The following is a 16,335-nucleotide window of genomic DNA, read 5'->3' as shown; positions in this document are numbered from 1 at the left end:
GAAATCAGCTTAATAAAAAAGCCGGGCTGTGCCCGGCTTTTAGCGTTATGAGACACGGCTCATGCAGGACGAATAAGCACGTGGCGTTTCTTGCCAAGGGATACCTTGATCACGCCCTGCTCGTTGAGAGAAGACGCATTGATAGTCATGCGCGGATCGGTAGCTGGTTCATCATTGATGCGAACCGCACCGCCTTCAATATGGCGACGTGCTTCACCATTGGTGGCGCAGAGTTCTGCGAGCACCATCAACGCCAGAACACCGATGCCATCATTAAGCGTTGCCTTGTGTACACCAACGGTAGGGAGGTTCTGCGACAGTTCACCTTCTTCAAACGTTTTGCGCGCAGTTTCCGCAGCTTCTTCAGCGGCATCACGGCCGTGGAGGATAGCAGTAATCTCGGTTGCGAGGATTTTCTTCGCTTCGTTGATTTCAGAACCACCAAGCTCGGCCAGCTTTGCAATCTCATCCATTGGCAGCGTTGTGTAGAGCTTGAGGAAGCGTTCTACGTCCGCATCTTCAGTGTTACGCCAGTACTGCCAGAAATCATAAGCGCTCAGCATATCGGCATTCAGCCAGATTGCACCGCCCAGTGACTTGCCCATCTTCTGACCGGAAGCTGTGGTAAGCAATGGCGAGGTGAGGGCATAAAGCTGCGGCGTTCCCATACGGTGACCGAGATCGATACCGTTGATGATATTGCCCCACTGATCCGAGCCGCCCATCTGCAAACGAATATTATGACGCTTGCTTAGCTCCACAAAATCGTAGGCCTGAAGGATCATGTAGTTGAATTCGAGGAATGAAAGCGACTGCTCGCGATCAAGACGCGTCTTGACCGAATCAAACGACAACATGCGGTTGACCGAGAAATGGCGGCCCACGTCACGCAGGAATTCGAGGTAATTGATGTTACGCAGCCAGTCGGCATTGTTGACCATCAGCGCGTCGGTGGGGCCATCGCCGAAGGTCAGGTAATTTGCAAAAACGCGTTTGATACCAGCGATGTTCTCGGCAATGGTATCTTCGGTCATCAGCTTGCGCGCTTCATCCTTGAAGGATGGATCGCCAACCATACCTGTGCCGCCACCCATAAGGGCTACAGCCTTGTGTCCGGTCTGTTGCAGCCAATGCAGCATCATGATCTGGATCAGGCCGCCAGCGTGCAAGCTTGGCGCTGTTGGATCAAAGCCAATATAAGCCGTCACGGTTTCCTTGACCAACAGTTCGTCGAGGCCCGTTTCATCAGACATTTGATGAATGAAGCCGCGCTCGGAAAGCGTGCGAAGAAAATCGGATTTGAAACCGGACATGTCCTTTTCCTGACTGATAAGGCGTGATTGATGTGAGCAGTAATAAGTGCTTACCGCATTATGATATTTTGCCTTGTTATATTTTGCCTTTAACATCATTCAATCGGGAATAACAAGGAAACTCCGGCATGGCCGATTTGAAACGCGCTATTGGATTGATGAGTGGTACTTCGATGGACGGCATCGATATCGCTCTCATAACAACAGATGGCGAAAACTGGGTCGAGCGCGGTCCTTCAAGTGCCGTGTCTTATTCGGATGGATTTCGCGCGCGGTTGAAGGCTGCTCTCGTTGATGCGCGTAGTATCACTGATCGCAATGAGCGTCCCGGAATCTTAAAGCTACTCGAGCATGACCAGACATTGCTTCATGCTGTTGTCATTCAGGACTTTCTGCACGAATTTGCGTTGCAGCCGGAAGAAATCGATGTGATCGGTTTCCATGGACAAACTGTGCTGCACCGACCGCGGGAAGCGCTGACTGTTCAGATTGGCGATGGGCCACTTTTGGCTGCCGAGACAGGTATTCCCGTTGTCTATGATATGCGCGCTGAAGATATGCGTCATGGTGGCGAAGGTGCGCCATTGATTCCTGCCTATCATGCAGCACTTGCAGCCAACTTGCCATTTGGCCTCGAAGGGCCTGTCGTCTTCGTCAATATTGGTGGCATTTCCAATCTGACCTATGTGGACGAAGGCGGTGTGCTAATCGCTTATGATAGTGGACCGGGTAATATGCTGATTGATCAATGGATGGAGTTGCACGGGCAGGGCAGCTTTGATCACGGTGGCATTACGGCAATGAGCGGTAGTGTCGATGACGTTCTGGCCGCTCGATATCTCGATCATGAGTTTTTCAAGGGGAATCATCGCCGCTCGCTGGATCGTGGCGATTTTATTGTGCCTGCCAAAGACGAGGCCTCAGTAGAGACAGGCGCACGCACGCTGGCCTATGTCAGCGCCGCTGCAATCTTGCGGTCAGCATCTCATTTGCCGACACAGCCACGTACTTATGTCGTGAGTGGCGGTGGACGCAAGAATGGAGCGATCATGACAGAGCTGAGCGCTCTTGCCGAACGCCAAGGCGCACGAGTGCTGGATGCAGATAATGCTGGTTTTGACGGGGATGCGATGGAAGCAGAAGCCTGGGGCTATCTCGCCGTGCGTTCGTTGCGAGGGTTGCCATTGACCTATCCCACAACAACTGGCTGCGATAAGCCCGTTTCAGGTGGCGTTTTGGCTTCAGTAGACAAATAAAAAATCCGGCGAGACAACTCGCCGGATTTTGTTTTCAAAGTATTAGCGCAGACGCTTAGGGCGAACTTCGACCAATTCGCCAGCAAGGCGACGGTCCAGATATTCAGAGCATTCTTCAATAAGCAGGTCGCTTTGGCCTGTGAAGAAGTGGTTCGCGCCAGGGAGCGTATTTTGGGTAATCGTAATACCCTTCTGCGTCTTGAGCTTGTCCACCAATCCCTGAACATCTTTTGGCGGTGCGACCTTGTCCTGATCGCCATGGATGATCAGGCCAGAGGATGGGCAAGGCGCCAGGAAGGAGAAGTCATAGGTGTTTGGCTGCGGTGCGACCGAGATAAATCCTTCGATTTCCGGACGACGCATCAGAAGCTGCATGCCAATCCACGAACCGAATGAATAGCCAGCAACCCAGCAATTCTTGGAATCGGGATGCAAAGCCTGCACCCAGTCGAGTGCGCTTGCTGCATCCGACAATTCGCCTGCGCCATGATCGAACTCACCTTGGCTGCGGCCGATACCGCGGAAGTTGAAGCGAAGTGTCGTAAAGCCGCGCTGCTGGAACATATAGAACAGATCATAGACGATCTTGTTGTTCATGGTTCCGCCGAACTGCGGATGCGGATGCAGGATCAGGGCGATAGGTGCATTCTTTTCCCGGGAAGGCTGATAGCGGCCTTCGAGGCGTCCGGAAGGACCGTTGAAAATGACTTCAGGCATGTGTACTCCGCTTGTGATCGGAAGATCGGCTTCAGGGTGGCGAACTTGACGTGGGGGTGCGCCGCTTCTAGAACCGATTTGAAATTTCGTTAGTCTGAACCAATGTTCAGTACCTAATGTGGCTTAATAGGCTTTTCCTGATTGAAAATTCAAGAAAATTGCGCGCGAACTACGTGCGAATAGCGTGCTGAGCCACTTTAAGATGTTGCTTAGGAGATAGTATCGGTGATCGGAACCGGCAAGAGGCTCTATCTGGACTATAATGCCAGTGCGCCTTTGCTTGATGAGGCGCGCAATGCGGTCATCGAGGCATTGGGCATTCTGGGTAATCCGTCATCGGTGCATCGTGAAGGCAGAGCGGCACGCGGACTTGTTGAAGCTGCGCGCCGCAGTGTCGCAGCGCTGGTCAGTGCAAAGTCTGATCATGTTTTCTTCACGTCAGGCGCCACAGAGGCCGCGTCAACGTTGCTCACGCCCAATTACATGATGGGTCGTGCGCCTGTGCGTCTGTCGCATCTTTATGTGAGCGCGACCGAGCACCCATGCATGCTGGCTGGTGGACAATTTCCACCTGAAAACATCACCATACTTGCCGTGGATGAAAATGGTATCGTGAAGCTGGACGCACTGCAACAGGCGTTGGAAGCGCATGACAAGAGTGCCGGCTTGCCACTCGTTGCGGTTCAAGCCGCAAATAACGAGACCGGCGTTATTCAGCCTGTCCGTGAAATTGCGGCGCTGGTCAAAGCCGCAGGCGGAATTTTCGTGGTTGATGCTGTGCAGGCCGTTGGCCGCATTAAATTAGACATTACAGATAATTGCGGGGATTACCTGATAATATCCTCGCACAAGATCGGTGGCCCGAAAGGTGTCGGTGCTGTTATTGCAATTTCTGATCTCATGATGCCGAAAGCGCTCGTTCGCGGTGGCGGTCAGGAAAAGGGGCACCGTGCAGGTACTGAAGCTTTGCCTCTTATTGCAGGTTTTGGTGCGGCAGCAGATGTTGCTGCGGCACGCTTGAATGGCAATGGTTGGTCGGCGGAAGTGCGAGACAGGCTTGAAGCCGGGCTTATAGAAATTGCGCCTGGCGCTACAATCCATGGCAATGCTGTTGAACGCCTACCGAACACGACCTTCTTTACGCTTGATGGACAAAAGGCAGAAACAGTTCAGATCGCGTTTGATCTCGGCGGAATAGCGCTGTCCGCTGGATCGGCGTGTTCTTCCGGCAAGGTTGGTCCAAGCCACGTTCTGGCTGCTATGGGGCATGAAGATGGTCCGGGCGCGATCCGTGTTTCGTTTGAAGCAGATGCTCCGATAGAATCTATTGATCAGTTTCTCGATGTTTTGCGCAAAATCGTTGCCCGTCACGAGCGCTCAAAGGCCAGTTAAACGCCCAATCGGGCCTAACCTCGTAAATTATTCTTGAATTTTACGGGCAAATTTAAAGCTGGGCTTGAAATTTAGTTTAGAGAGGTTTTAAAGAAGCATCACGCACACTATATTGTGGCGAGGATAGCGACTATCATCGCCCTGACGTTTGCAACTGTCGGACCTTGAATCTGACGAGGATGGAGAACGCCAATGCCTGCAGTGCAGGAGACCATTGATCAGGTTCGCGGCTTGGACGTGGACCAGTATAAGTACGGCTTCGAAACGACAATCGAATCTGAGAAGGCCCCAAAGGGACTTAATGAAGATATCATTCGCTTCATTTCCGCCAAGAAAGACGAGCCGGAATGGATGCTTGAGTGGCGTCTGAAGGCCTATGAACGCTGGCTCACCATGGAAGAGCCAACATGGGCACGCGTCGAGTATCCCAAGATCGACTTCCAGGACGTCTATTATTATGCGGCGCCGAAGAATCAATCTGGCCCGAAGTCGCTTGATGAAGTCGACCCGGAATTGCTTCGCACTTACGAAAAGCTTGGTATTCCTCTGCGCGAGCAGGAAATCCTTGCTGGCGTGCGCAAACAGGGCGATCCGAGCGAAATCGACGGCAACCCATCCGATAACGTCTATGCATCGGGCCGCGTGGCTGTTGATGCCGTGTTCGACAGTGTTTCGGTTGTCACGACCTTCAAGGCAGAACTTGCCAAGGCTGGCGTGATCTTCTGTTCGATCTCCGAAGCCATCCGCGAGCATCCTGAACTGGTTCAGAAGTATCTTGCTTCTGTCGTTCCTGTTTCGGATAACTATTATGCGACGCTGAATTCGGCTGTCTTTACCGATGGTTCGTTTGTTTACGTGCCAAAGGGCGTCCGCTGCCCGATGGAGCTTTCGACCTATTTCCGTATCAACGAAAAGAATACGGGCCAGTTCGAACGCACGCTGATCATCGCTGAAGAAGGCGCTTACGTCTCCTATCTCGAAGGTTGCACAGCACCACAGCGCGATGAAAATCAGCTTCACGCAGCAGTCGTTGAATTGATCGCGCTTGATGATGCGGAGATCAAATACTCGACCGTTCAGAACTGGTATCCGGGTGATAGCAGCGGCAAGGGCGGCATCTATAACTTCGTTACCAAGCGTGGCGATTGCCGTGGCGACCGCTCGAAGATTTCTTGGACGCAGGTTGAAACCGGCTCGGCGATTACATGGAAATATCCTTCCTGTATCCTGCGCGGCGACGATTCACGCGGTGAGTTCTACTCGATTGCCGTATCCAACGGATATCAGCAGATCGACAGCGGCACGAAGATGATCCATCTCGGCAAGAACACGTCGAGCCGCATCATCTCCAAGGGTATTTCTGCCGGTAATTCCAACAATACCTATCGCGGACAGGTTTCAGCGCATCGCAAAGCTGAAAACGCCCGCAACTTCACCCAGTGCGACTCGCTTCTGATCGGCAACGATTGCGGCGCGCACACTGTGCCCTATATCGAGGCGAAAAACGCCACTGCACAGTTTGAGCACGAGGCAACCACCTCCAAAATTTCCGAAGACCAGCTGTTCTACGTCATGCAGCGCGGCATTCCGGAAGAGGAGGCAATCGCCCTCATCGTCAATGGTTTTGTGAAGGAAGTTATTCAGGAACTGCCAATGGAATTCGCCGTTGAGGCGCAGAAGCTGATTGGCATTTCGCTTGAGGGCAGCGTCGGTTAACCCGACGCTCTCTGACTGCCTTCCCGCATCCGATTTTCTGGCCAGCCCTTTAACTGGCATAAGCAGCCCTCTTGAAAGGCTGCGTTGAGAGACAAGGTTTATACCCATGCTTGAGATCAAGAACCTTCATGCAAAGATCGCTGACACGGATACCGAAATCATCCGTGGTCTGAACCTCACCGTGAACAAGGGTGAAGTCGCCGCCATCATGGGGCCGAACGGCTCCGGCAAGTCGACGCTGTCCTATATTCTCGCCGGTCGCGATGATTATGAAGTCACCGAAGGCGACATTCTCTACAACGGCGAGTCGATCCTTGAACTGGACCCAGCCGAACGCGCTGCCAAGGGTATCTTCCTTGCGTTCCAGTACCCAATGGAAATTCCAGGCGTTGCCACGATGGAATTCCTCAAGGTTGCGATGAACAGCCAGCGCAAGGCGCGTGGCGAAGCTGAGCTCAAAATCCCTGAGTTCATCAAGCGCGTCAAAGACGTTGCCGGTGGTCTCAACATCGACATGAATATGCTCAAGCGTCCGCTGAATGTCGGATTCTCGGGTGGTGAAAAGAAGCGCGCAGAAATCCTGCAGATGCAGCTTCTTGAGCCAAGCCTCTGCGTACTCGACGAAACCGATTCCGGCCTTGATATCGACGCTCTGAAGATCGTTTCTGATGGTGTGAATGCACTCCGTTCGCCTGACCGTGCGGTGATCGTAATCACACACTATCAGCGCCTGCTCGAATATATCGTGCCGGACAGCGTTCATGTTCTTTACAAGGGACAGGTCATCAAGTCGGGCGACAAGAACCTTGCACTTCATCTTGAAGAAAATGGTTATGCCGACATAATCGGCGAAGCTGCCTGAGGAGGGATGGATCATGAATATCCAGACCGCTCCCACAGCAAAGCCGAGAACGGCTGCTGAAAGCGCGCTGATCGACAATTTTGCCACCCGCATGGGCGAATTGCCCGGCAATGGCGATGTTGTCATTGCGCGTGACAACGCACTGGAAACGCTAAAAGTTCACGGTCTTCCGTCGCGTCGTATCGAGAGCTGGCATTATACGGATTTCCGTACGCTGCTTAAAGGCGTTGTTGAGTTCAACTCGGCTGCTGGCACGAATACGCTACCCGCACTTCTCGCAGGCTCGTTCATTATTCCTGCCAGCAATGGCGTGGCTCTCGATGCCAAGGCACCAGAAGGTGTGTCGCTAACCCGTATTCACGATGCGCTCGCTGACGGATCACTGGTCTCGGAGCTGAATATCCGTGGCACTGACGACACAATCGGGCAGATCAATGCCGCCTATGTCAGCGATGGCTGGGCAGTCTCGATTGCTGACGGCACTGAGCTTGAAACACCGCTTGAGCTGCAGAACATCCAGAAAACCGGGCAGGGGCATACCCGCTTCCCGATGCAGATCGGTTCGGATGTTAAGGCGACTATTGTCGAACGACAGTCCGGTGGCGAGGGCGATGCTTTCTCGACCTCTGTAAGTCACGTGACCGTTGGCGATGGCGCCGAGATCGTATGGGTTATCCTGCGCGATTTTGGTCAGGCCACGCAGCTTGCCCAGTTCAATGCAACCATTGGCAAAGGCTCCAAGCTCACGCTTTACATCGTGAATGCTGGTGGCAAGCTGGTGCGTCAGGAAGTGCATCTGAATGTCACGGGCGAAGATTCGGACTTCGAGCTTCGCGCACTCAACCTTCTTGCGGATGATTCTCACACCGACATCACCATGACGGTAGGGCATGTGGTTGAAAATACGCGTTCAACCCAGATCATTCGTAACGTGGTCAAGGATCGTGCACGTGGTGTTTTCCAGGGTATGATCCGCGTTTCGAAGATCGCGCAGAAGACCGATGCTCGTATGGCCTGCAACACACTTCTGCTGTCTGATGATGGTGAGTTTGATGCGAAGCCAGAGCTGGAAATCTTTGCCGATGACGTCGCTTGTGGTCACGGCGCAACGGTGACGGAACTCTCCAAGGACTATCTCTTCTACCTGATGGCTCGCGGTGTTCCGGAAAGCGAAGCACGTGGCCTGTTGATCAAGGCATTTATTGCCGAGATCATCGAGGAGCTGGAAAATGAAGCACTGGTTGAAGCACTTGAAGATGTGCTTTCGACCTGGCTTGCAGCCCACGCTTGATTGAACAAGGCGAAGTGAGTTGTTCACTTCGCCTTTTCTGCCTGATTTAGCGGTCAAGCGGTAGAAGGAACGATCATGGACCAGAAGAACCCGCGCGTTGCGGCTTATGATGTCGATGCGATACGCAGGGACTTTCCGATCCTGTCACGACAGGTTCATGGCAAGCCGCTTGTTTATCTGGATAATGGTGCTTCTGCGCAAAAGCCGCAAAGCGTCATCGACGCTGTTACCCATGCATATGCAAATGAATATGCAAATGTGCATCGCGGTCTGCATTTTCTCTCGAATGCTGCAACAGACGCTTATGAAAAGTCGCGCGAAACAGTTCGCCGTTTTCTGAACGTTGGCTCCGTCGACGAAATTGTGTTCACGAAGAACGCTACTGAGGCGATCAATACGGTCGCTTATGGATATGGCATGCCGAATATCGGCGAGGGCGATGAAATCCTCCTGTCGATCATGGAGCATCACTCCAATATCGTTCCCTGGCATTTCATCCGGGAGCGACAGGGCGCGAAGCTTGTCTTCACGCCGGTGGACGACGAGGGCGTGTTCCATATCGAGGAATTCGAAAAACGCCTGACCGAGCGTACCAAGCTTGTCGCAATCACCCATATGTCCAATGCGCTTGGCACAGTGACACCGATCAAGAAGATCGTGGAACTGGCACATGCGCGCGGTATTCCGGTGTTGGTGGATGGCAGTCAGGGCGCGGTGCATTTGCCTATAGACGTGCAGGAACTGGGCTGTGATTGGTATGTGTTTACCGGTCACAAAGTCTATGGCCCATCAGGCATCGGCGTCCTTTATGGTCGGGCAGAAATGCTTGAGAAGATGCGCCCATTCCAGGGTGGTGGCGAAATGATCGAAGAAGTGACGGAAGAAAACGTCACTTACAATCATCCGCCTCATCGCTTTGAAGCTGGTACGCCGCCAATCGTCCAGGCCATTGGGCTGGGAGCGGCTCTCGAATATATGGAAAAGATCGGCCGTCATGCGATCCTCGCGCATGAAGAAGATCTGCGCGATTATGCGCACGAGCAACTCGGCAAGATCAATTCCTTGCGCATTTATGGAAATGCACCTGATAAGGGCGCAATCATTTCCTTTGCGCTCGAAGGCATCCACGCGCACGATGTTTCAATGGTGATCGATAGGGCGGGGATTGCGGTTCGCGCAGGCACGCATTGCGCACAGCCGCTCTTGAAACGCTTTGGCGTCACCTCTACATGCCGTGCATCCTTCGGGATGTATAATACCCGTGCCGAAGTAGACGCGCTGGCAGAAGCCTTGGAAAAGGCAAGGAAGTTTTTCGGATGACCGAGATCGAACAAAAAGTTCAGGAACAGACTGAAACGAAGACCGACGATGCGAGCGTATCGGCGGAAGGGAAGTCTGTTTTCTCCGCTTCTGCGATACCGCAGGAAGAGCTGCTGCGCCTGACTGATGATATCATCAGTGCGTTGAAGACAGTCTATGACCCTGAAATCCCAGCAGATATTTACGAGCTTGGTCTTATCTACAAGATCGACATTGAAGATGACCGCACCGTCAAAATCGAAATGACGCTGACTGCTCCAGGCTGCCCGGTTGCTGGCGAAATGCCGGGGTGGGTCGAGAACGCTGTTAGTGCTGTCGAAGGCGTTTCCATGGTTGAAGTCACCATGACTTTCGATCCACCTTGGTCTGCTGATCGCATGTCGGAAGAAGCACAGGTCGCTGTCGGCTGGTACTAAGATCGATACTGAAAAAAGCCCCGCAATGCGGGGCTTGTTGTATGTCGGATCAGTATCCTGTCGTACTCGCGTAATGCAGCGAATTTTTCCCGAAACACCCCTGCAAAATGCCAACGAGTCCGCCTAGAGCTGTTGCGGCTGAAACAAGCCCCTGACCGCCTCTAAACGGTATGGACAAGACTGTGCCGAGAAATTTGAATGCCCGGCCGATGATCTTGATCGGTAGTTTTTTCAGCGTCTTGCGAGGATTTTCGCGATAACGTGCACCGAATTCCGTAATATTGTGGTCTCGATTGCGACGATAGTGATAGCTCAGCGTCAATCGGGACGAGGGCACTGTCTCATAGACAATGGCATCACAGGCCCAACCGGTTCTTGCGCCAAGCGATTTTGACTTTGCCCAGAGATTCCAATCTTCACCGCCTGTCAGGCCAAAATGGGAATCGAACCGCAATCCTGTGTTGCGGAAAAACTCTAGTTTTCCCATCCAGCTGCCTGTGGCAACCTTGATCGAATCCCCATGGCCGGATTTACATTTGCGACGGCATTTCATTTCAGATTTGTAGCCGCTGCGCTCAATGCCAGACCAAACCAGCTTTTGCAGAAACGTGAGCTTCTCATCAAAAGGCTTAGGTCTTACAGGCGAGCCGATAATGTCGAGATCAAGAAGATCCCGCTCAGCGAGCAAAGTAATAAGCCAGTCCGGCTCGACAAACTCATCATCGTCTACATAGACTAGAAAATCGAAATTCTGTTCGATTGCATAATTAAGCGCACGATTACGTGCTGACGAAATGCCTAAGACGCCTTCGGTAATGTAATCGATCTGATCCCCGGGCATCTGAGCACGGAAACCTTCAATAGTTTCATCAAGCGTCGGAGAGGAATTATTCTCAACAATAAGAAAAGTAATAGATGCGTGGTCCGGCTTCTTTATCGAAGCGAGTGATGAAAAAAGATTGCACAGCATTTTTGGTCTGCTGCGAGTGACGACGGAAACACATATACGCCGCTGTTGCATGATGTACTAAGCCCAAAAGGTTTATTTGCGATGTTATGCATGCTTAATATGTATTTATTATGAATGCAATGGTTGCGATTAAGAAGCATTACAACTTAGAAAAAGAGAATATAATCCCTTATTCTTGTAGGTCTATCAAATTTCAAAGGAAATAAGGTAAAGCGCTTGGTGCTGTGCGCTAATGGTGCCCCCAGAGAGACTCGAACTCCCGACCCCCTGATTACAAATCAGGACCGAGGCCTTATTTTCTGGGCTTCATAACCTCCATGTTGCATCCATGTCGCGTTAGCTGTGGCCGCTATAGATTGAGTCCGCCGCCGCAGCAAGTTCTTTTCCATCGTCATCACGCGGGAAAAGATGTCCGTATGTGTCCATTGTCATGGCGATTGTCGAATGTCCCATACGCTCCTGGACGAGCTTCGGAGGTAATTCCAAGCCGCCGTCAGCCTTACGGTTTATGCACCAAGATGCGTACCAATGTCGCAGGCAATGCATTCCGGTGTATTTCGCTTCAAGGACCGAGTCGCCCTTTTCGTCTTTCTCTCCGGTATCAACCGCAACGTTCGCCGCTATCCATGCTGGATGAAGACCGCGCCGAAGAATGTTACGAAGCCCTTCGACGTTTCCAGCCCCGTTTGGAAAGACCAGATCGAGCACTGTCACGGGGTTACCGTCTGCATCCTTCTTTCCGGTATCACGGCGAGGGCAGGCGAGTTTCCATTCCTTCAGTGTGTTGATGACCAGCGGCGGGACAGGAATAGTTCGTTCGCCAGAAATCGTCTTGGGCCTGCCAATTTCATCGTAACGATCTGCACGCTGATGCACGCGCAATATTCGCTTGTCGATGTTTATATCTTCCCATCTCAGGCCGCGAAGCTCTGATGCTCGCAGGCCTGTAAATACTGCTGTCATGATCAATGGACGCCAGCGCCCCGATATCGCGCCAAGAAGAGCGGTTATCTCTTCGCGGGTGGGGATACGGTCGTCCTGCTTCAAAGTCGTGTTGATGGTGTTGAAGGCGATATGACAGCCATTTCGAATGCGCTGACTGAGGTCAATGCATCGGTTGACGGCAACGTATCGAGCGCGACTTGGCGCATGACTGCAACGTCTGGCAGTGGTGGATCATCCACCAAAATCTCAGCGTTCGCCAGAGTGGGCACGACTGACAGCTGGAAAGAGGCAGGTTGGTTCGTCAATGTCACGCCGACCAGTAGTCAGTTCATTGTCATCGCAAACCAGTTCGCAATCGCTAATCCTGGTGCAAGCGGTGGTTACACATATCCCTTCGTTGTTCAGAATGACGAGGTTTACGCCATGAATATGCGCCTCGGAACACTGAGGTTCGACCGACTTTTGTCGAACAACAGCAAGTTCGATGCTCGCGGGGATGGCGGCAATGCGTATCTGAGGATTATCGTCTAATGGTCAGTTGGTTTGTGGGCTGGAAGCCGGGCGTAGGCGCGGTGATGAAGGTCAATAAGTATGACAGCGATTGGCCTCTGGATGTGCCGAACGATGCGCATAATCGTTTCTACTTCAATTCGGAGGCGAGCAATCTTTCCTATGTGTTTGGTAACTTTCAGACACCTCAGCCTCTGAACAAATCGAACTATCCCGGGGGATATCTCCCGGGGGGAATGTATGGCCTGCAAACTGGTTCTCTTGGCGATCAATGGGTGATGAAAAGCACCTACACGACTGCTGGCGAGACTGGCACTCGGTACGACATCTATGGTCTGATTGGTCGGATGCCTGATCTCGCAGGCACCATCCCATTTGCAGAGGTGAAGTTCATCTCTGCGGATGGAACATCTCGCATTCTCTGGAACAATAAACCGGGTAGTTCGAGCGCCTATTATTTCAGTGTGACAAACTATGGCGTGACTTGCTACTCCACTGAAACTGGAACAACTGGCCTCGGCTATCGACGTATCCCCTCAAACTTTGGCTATACCGGATGGTGCATAAGGCCATCGGACACGTCCGCGAGTTTTGACACCTACCTCGGCGGCGACAAAGAATACGTGAATACGATGATCTGGGATTTGCCGTGTAACAACGTGCCAATCCCCAAGCCTGTCGGAACGCCTGTCGCAGGGCAGATAGCGTTTGAGGCGTCCAATACCCGCATCAAGATGGCAAGGCCGGGGTTTTCCATTGATACAGCGACAGGGCGTCAGCTCATCATGGATAGTGACAGGACTCCGATCAAGTGTGTGATGATGGGCGAAACGCCGCCAATCGCGCCGGGAACATCTTACTTTGTCGCAAAGCCTACATCGATTGACTTCGACCTGTCTCCTTCGATGGTCTGCGATACGATTTGCAGCCTGAACGGTTGGGGGTTCGCAATTCCTCCAGTCAATCTGAATGCAGGCTTCGACGCGGAACAGACATGGGCATATTACCGCGTCGAGCATGGTGGAATAAGGTTTTCAGTCGTCGGAACCCATTCGGTTGCTATTCGCTTCATGCTCTACGCTACCGGCATCCAAGGCCGGACATCAGGCGGAAGCGCTGTAATCCGAAAGGTTGAAGGTCAATATCTTCAGATCAAAAGTCCGGGTTCAAGTGATGTCGCGCCGGGGTACAACGATATCCTTCTGGACACTCGTTTCGCAGCCGTGACGGTATTGGCAGACGGTTATATCCCAGCCTCTAGTTTCAGCGCCGCCAATCAGGTCCACTGGCGTTACGGGAATATCGCGGCGCGCATCAATTTCGACAGCCAAGGCTTATTCGTGTTTCCCAAGGTTATTGTCGATTTTGGGGACATGTTCCGGCAGGGCAATCACACCATGTACCTGTCACCCGGTGGCGGTGTCGAAGTGCTTCGGCACTCAATGGCGACCGTGATCAATAGTGATCATTGCATTGTCCATATCTCACCCGGCAACAGCGCTGGACCCGGTGTGACTGGTTTCCCAGACCCTGTCGGCGTTCGCTACTACATCCTCGGAGCCACCACGCTCTAATAATCCGAAATCGGAGAATACTATGACTGTTTTGTCAGATTACACCTCTGGCACGATCACGCTCGCCAACGGTTCAACGGCTGTGACCGGAACCGGCACCCTGTTTGACGTGGCGAAGTTTCGTGAAGGTGACACACTTCAAATCCAGAACCTGACGGCGGTCATTGCCAGTGTGAACAGCAATACCTCGCTTACGCTGGCTGCGCCATGGACTGGCACTTCGCTAACCAGTGCGCCGTATAGAGCGCGATATTTGGCAGACGGTGCTCGTGTGACCGCGCAGGCGACGACGCTGATCGAGCTGCTCGGCAATGGCGTTCTGTCTAACCTTGCTGAGCTTGGTGTTGAAGAGGGCAAGGTGCCTGTCGGTAATGCGGCTGGTGAGTATGAGTTGCAAGACTATTTAGAGGACCCGAACGAAAGCCTTGGCAAGCTTGCGGCACTGACATTAGCGGCCAATAAGATCATCCGTACCGATGCGGCGGGGAATGCATCACAAGGCGAAATCACAAATGCCGCCGCTGCTTTGCTAGCTCTTGCTGGTGCGGCAAACAAGCTGCCGTTCTTTGACGGTGCAAATAGTGCTGCTCTGACAGATTTGACAGCGTTCGCCCGAACAATCCTCGCAACAGCAAGCGGGGCTGCGATGTGGACGGCTTTAGGCGGTACACAGTCCTTGTCTGCAAATGGTTGGGTAAAGTTTCCGAACGGCTTCATTATTCAATGGGGGCGAAACTATGCGGCGGATGGTGATAGAGCCATTACATTTCCTACTGTATTCCCTGTTCGTGCAGCCGTTAAGTTTGCGATAGCGGAACTAAATTATCAGCCCCAACTCACCCGCGTTGCGACCATCGATGACCCTGATAACAAAAACTCAATCGCCATTCGTATTAGAAATGTCGCCAACGGTGGAACAGTTTCTGTACCCGGTGATGCAACAGTAACTTGGTTCGCGTTAGGATATTAAAAATGGCTGTTTTTGCAACCTTTGATGAGAATGGGTTTCCGACCGGCTTCTATTCTGAAGATGTTCATGGTCTGCGCAAGTTGCCGGTGTTTGGACCAAAGCCGGAAGCTACTGAGGAAGAACCTACCCCTGTTGCACCCGTAATCGGTGAAAAGGATAACCCGGATTGTCACATCCCAGCATGGGCTATCGAGATCACAAGCGAGCAATATGCTGATCTTGTAACCAATCAGCCTTTCCGTAAATGGGATGGATCGAAGGTGGTTGAATATACGCCGCCAACACCTGATCCTGAACCTGTTGTTACGATCCTGCCAGCCGTTACACTGTGGGAGCGGTTGACGGAAGATGAGGCCGATCAGGTTAATGAGGCCATGGCAACGCAGCCATTTCGCACCCGAAAGATATTTGAAACGGCAAACACATTCCGCTCAGATCATGAGCTTTGGCCGCTGTTGGAACAAGTTGCGACGGGGTTGTTTGGAGCGGAAAGAGCGGGTGATCTCTTGGCTCCGTAAATAAACAACCACAGCCTGACCTGCCCACCGCCCTTGAGGCGGTTTTTTCATGCCGAAAGAAAAGCCCCGGCATGTGGAATGAAGGATAGCACGAGCCGGGGCTACGCAAGCCTCCAGTCGCGTTAGATTGTTGGCTTATGCCTGACAGCTTTACACTTGGTACCAAACAAAGAAAACCCCGGCGACCGCAAAGCCCACCAAGGTTCTGCGCCTTAGCTTAGGTTGCGGGCCTCAGCGCAAAAAGATCATCTCACAATCTCAGGAAAACACAATGGATAGAACCCTGCCAGCAGGTGGGCTCAGAGCAGGGTGATGAGATTGCTACGAATAAGGGCTGCATGCTTCGGGACCATTACCTCCAGCCCAGCATCAATAAATTCAATGATGGCTTCGCAGCATTCTTTAGATAAGCAGGCAAATTCCTTAGCCTTGTCCAGTTCGAAAGCTGGATGGCAAACGACCTTTGAAATATCCAAATAACTGTCGTGCTTCACCAGCTCATGAATTCCAGCAGGAAGAAATAACTGGTCACAGTTATGGGGACGAGGGTTTGTATTGATCCAAA

15 protein-coding genes and 1 pseudogene are annotated in these 16,335 nt (G+C 52.3%); 11 read left to right on the top strand and 5 right to left on the bottom strand.

Annotated features, from left to right (window positions below; all coding sequences use genetic code 11):
- Window positions 1-59: 59 nt before the first annotated feature.
- A complete protein-coding gene (gene tyrS / locus OIV19_RS11585) occupies window positions 60-1,313 on the bottom strand; it encodes a tyrosine--tRNA ligase (RefSeq protein WP_095446532.1) in 1,254 nt (417 codons plus the stop codon).
- 128 nt (window positions 1,314-1,441) lie between these two features.
- On the opposite strand from tyrS, the gene OIV19_RS11580 reads away from it, so the two are divergent.
- Window positions 1,442-2,569 (top strand): anhydro-N-acetylmuramic acid kinase, encoded by a 1,128-nt coding sequence (locus OIV19_RS11580; protein WP_264231721.1) that lies wholly within the window; start codon window positions 1,442-1,444, stop codon window positions 2,567-2,569.
- A 42-nt stretch (window positions 2,570-2,611) separates the two neighbouring features.
- Here OIV19_RS11580 and OIV19_RS11575 read toward each other — a convergent pair whose 3' ends face one another.
- On the bottom strand, window positions 2,612-3,286 hold the full coding sequence (locus OIV19_RS11575; RefSeq protein ID WP_264231720.1) for an alpha/beta hydrolase: 675 nt from the start codon (window positions 3,284-3,286) through the stop codon (window positions 2,612-2,614).
- A 225-nt stretch (window positions 3,287-3,511) separates the two neighbouring features.
- Here OIV19_RS11575 and OIV19_RS11570 point away from each other — a divergent pair, with 225 nt between their 5' ends.
- The 6 genes from OIV19_RS11570 (at window position 3,512) to OIV19_RS11545 (ending at window position 10,283) form a co-directional block, all read left to right on the top strand.
- Window positions 3,512-4,678: a cysteine desulfurase family protein gene (locus OIV19_RS11570; RefSeq protein ID WP_264231719.1), complete on the top strand. Its 1,167-nt coding sequence runs from the start codon at window positions 3,512-3,514 to the stop codon at window positions 4,676-4,678.
- Window positions 4,679-4,870: 192 nt separating this feature from the next.
- Entirely contained in the window at window positions 4,871-6,394 is a 1,524-nt protein-coding gene (gene sufB / locus OIV19_RS11565) for a Fe-S cluster assembly protein SufB (RefSeq protein ID WP_095446536.1), read from the top strand.
- A 106-nt stretch (window positions 6,395-6,500) separates the two neighbouring features.
- Window positions 6,501-7,256 carry a Fe-S cluster assembly ATPase SufC gene (gene sufC / locus OIV19_RS11560; protein WP_264231718.1) on the top strand — a complete coding sequence of 252 codons (756 nt, stop codon included), beginning with the start codon at window positions 6,501-6,503 and terminating at the stop codon, window positions 7,254-7,256.
- Between the two features lie 13 nt (window positions 7,257-7,269).
- On the top strand, window positions 7,270-8,547 hold the full coding sequence (gene sufD, locus OIV19_RS11555; protein WP_264231717.1) for a Fe-S cluster assembly protein SufD: 1,278 nt from the start codon (window positions 7,270-7,272) through the stop codon (window positions 8,545-8,547).
- A 75-nt stretch (window positions 8,548-8,622) separates the two neighbouring features.
- Window positions 8,623-9,867 carry a cysteine desulfurase gene (locus tag OIV19_RS11550; RefSeq protein WP_264231716.1) on the top strand — a complete coding sequence of 415 codons (1,245 nt, stop codon included), beginning with the start codon at window positions 8,623-8,625 and terminating at the stop codon, window positions 9,865-9,867.
- Window positions 9,864-10,283 (top strand): SUF system Fe-S cluster assembly protein, encoded by a 420-nt coding sequence (locus OIV19_RS11545; RefSeq protein ID WP_095446540.1) that lies wholly within the window; start codon window positions 9,864-9,866, stop codon window positions 10,281-10,283. Before OIV19_RS11550 ends, OIV19_RS11545 begins: the two co-directional genes overlap by 4 nt.
- A gap of 49 nt (window positions 10,284-10,332) precedes the next feature.
- Here OIV19_RS11545 and OIV19_RS11540 read toward each other — a convergent pair whose 3' ends face one another.
- Window positions 10,333-11,304 carry a glycosyltransferase gene (locus OIV19_RS11540; RefSeq protein ID WP_264231715.1) on the bottom strand — a complete coding sequence of 324 codons (972 nt, stop codon included), beginning with the start codon at window positions 11,302-11,304 and terminating at the stop codon, window positions 10,333-10,335.
- A 285-nt stretch (window positions 11,305-11,589) separates the two neighbouring features.
- A pseudogene (locus OIV19_RS11535) lies at window positions 11,590-12,282 on the bottom strand (site-specific integrase); the annotation flags it as partial.
- Window positions 12,283-12,327: 45 nt separating this feature from the next.
- On the opposite strand from OIV19_RS11535, the gene OIV19_RS11530 reads away from it, so the two are divergent.
- Genes OIV19_RS11530 through OIV19_RS11515 form a run of 4 tightly spaced genes read left to right on the top strand, consistent with a single transcriptional unit; the run spans window position 12,328 to window position 15,770 of the window.
- Complete coding sequence (locus tag OIV19_RS11530; protein WP_264231714.1) at window positions 12,328-12,729, top strand: phage tail tip fiber protein; 402 nt, start codon at window positions 12,328-12,330, stop codon at window positions 12,727-12,729.
- Window positions 12,729-14,282: a hypothetical protein gene (locus OIV19_RS11525; RefSeq protein WP_264231713.1), complete on the top strand. Its 1,554-nt coding sequence runs from the start codon at window positions 12,729-12,731 to the stop codon at window positions 14,280-14,282. The genes OIV19_RS11530 and OIV19_RS11525 overlap by 1 nt, the downstream gene beginning before the upstream one ends.
- A gap of 22 nt (window positions 14,283-14,304) precedes the next feature.
- Window positions 14,305-15,252: a gp53-like domain-containing protein gene (locus OIV19_RS11520; RefSeq protein WP_264231712.1), complete on the top strand. Its 948-nt coding sequence runs from the start codon at window positions 14,305-14,307 to the stop codon at window positions 15,250-15,252.
- Between the two features lie 2 nt (window positions 15,253-15,254).
- On the top strand, window positions 15,255-15,770 hold the full coding sequence (locus OIV19_RS11515) for a hypothetical protein (RefSeq protein WP_264231711.1): 516 nt from the start codon (window positions 15,255-15,257) through the stop codon (window positions 15,768-15,770).
- Window positions 15,771-16,069: 299 nt separating this feature from the next.
- Here OIV19_RS11515 and OIV19_RS11510 read toward each other — a convergent pair.
- Window positions 16,070-16,335: hypothetical protein (locus tag OIV19_RS11510; protein ID WP_264231710.1), on the bottom strand; the 266-nt coding region annotated here is incomplete at its 5' end.

The organism is Brucella sp. HL-2 (assembly GCF_025846885.2).
GTDB classification, from domain to species: domain Bacteria; phylum Pseudomonadota; class Alphaproteobacteria; order Rhizobiales; family Rhizobiaceae; genus Brucella; species Brucella quorumnocens.
This window is presented reverse-complemented; position numbering and strand designations above follow the sequence as displayed.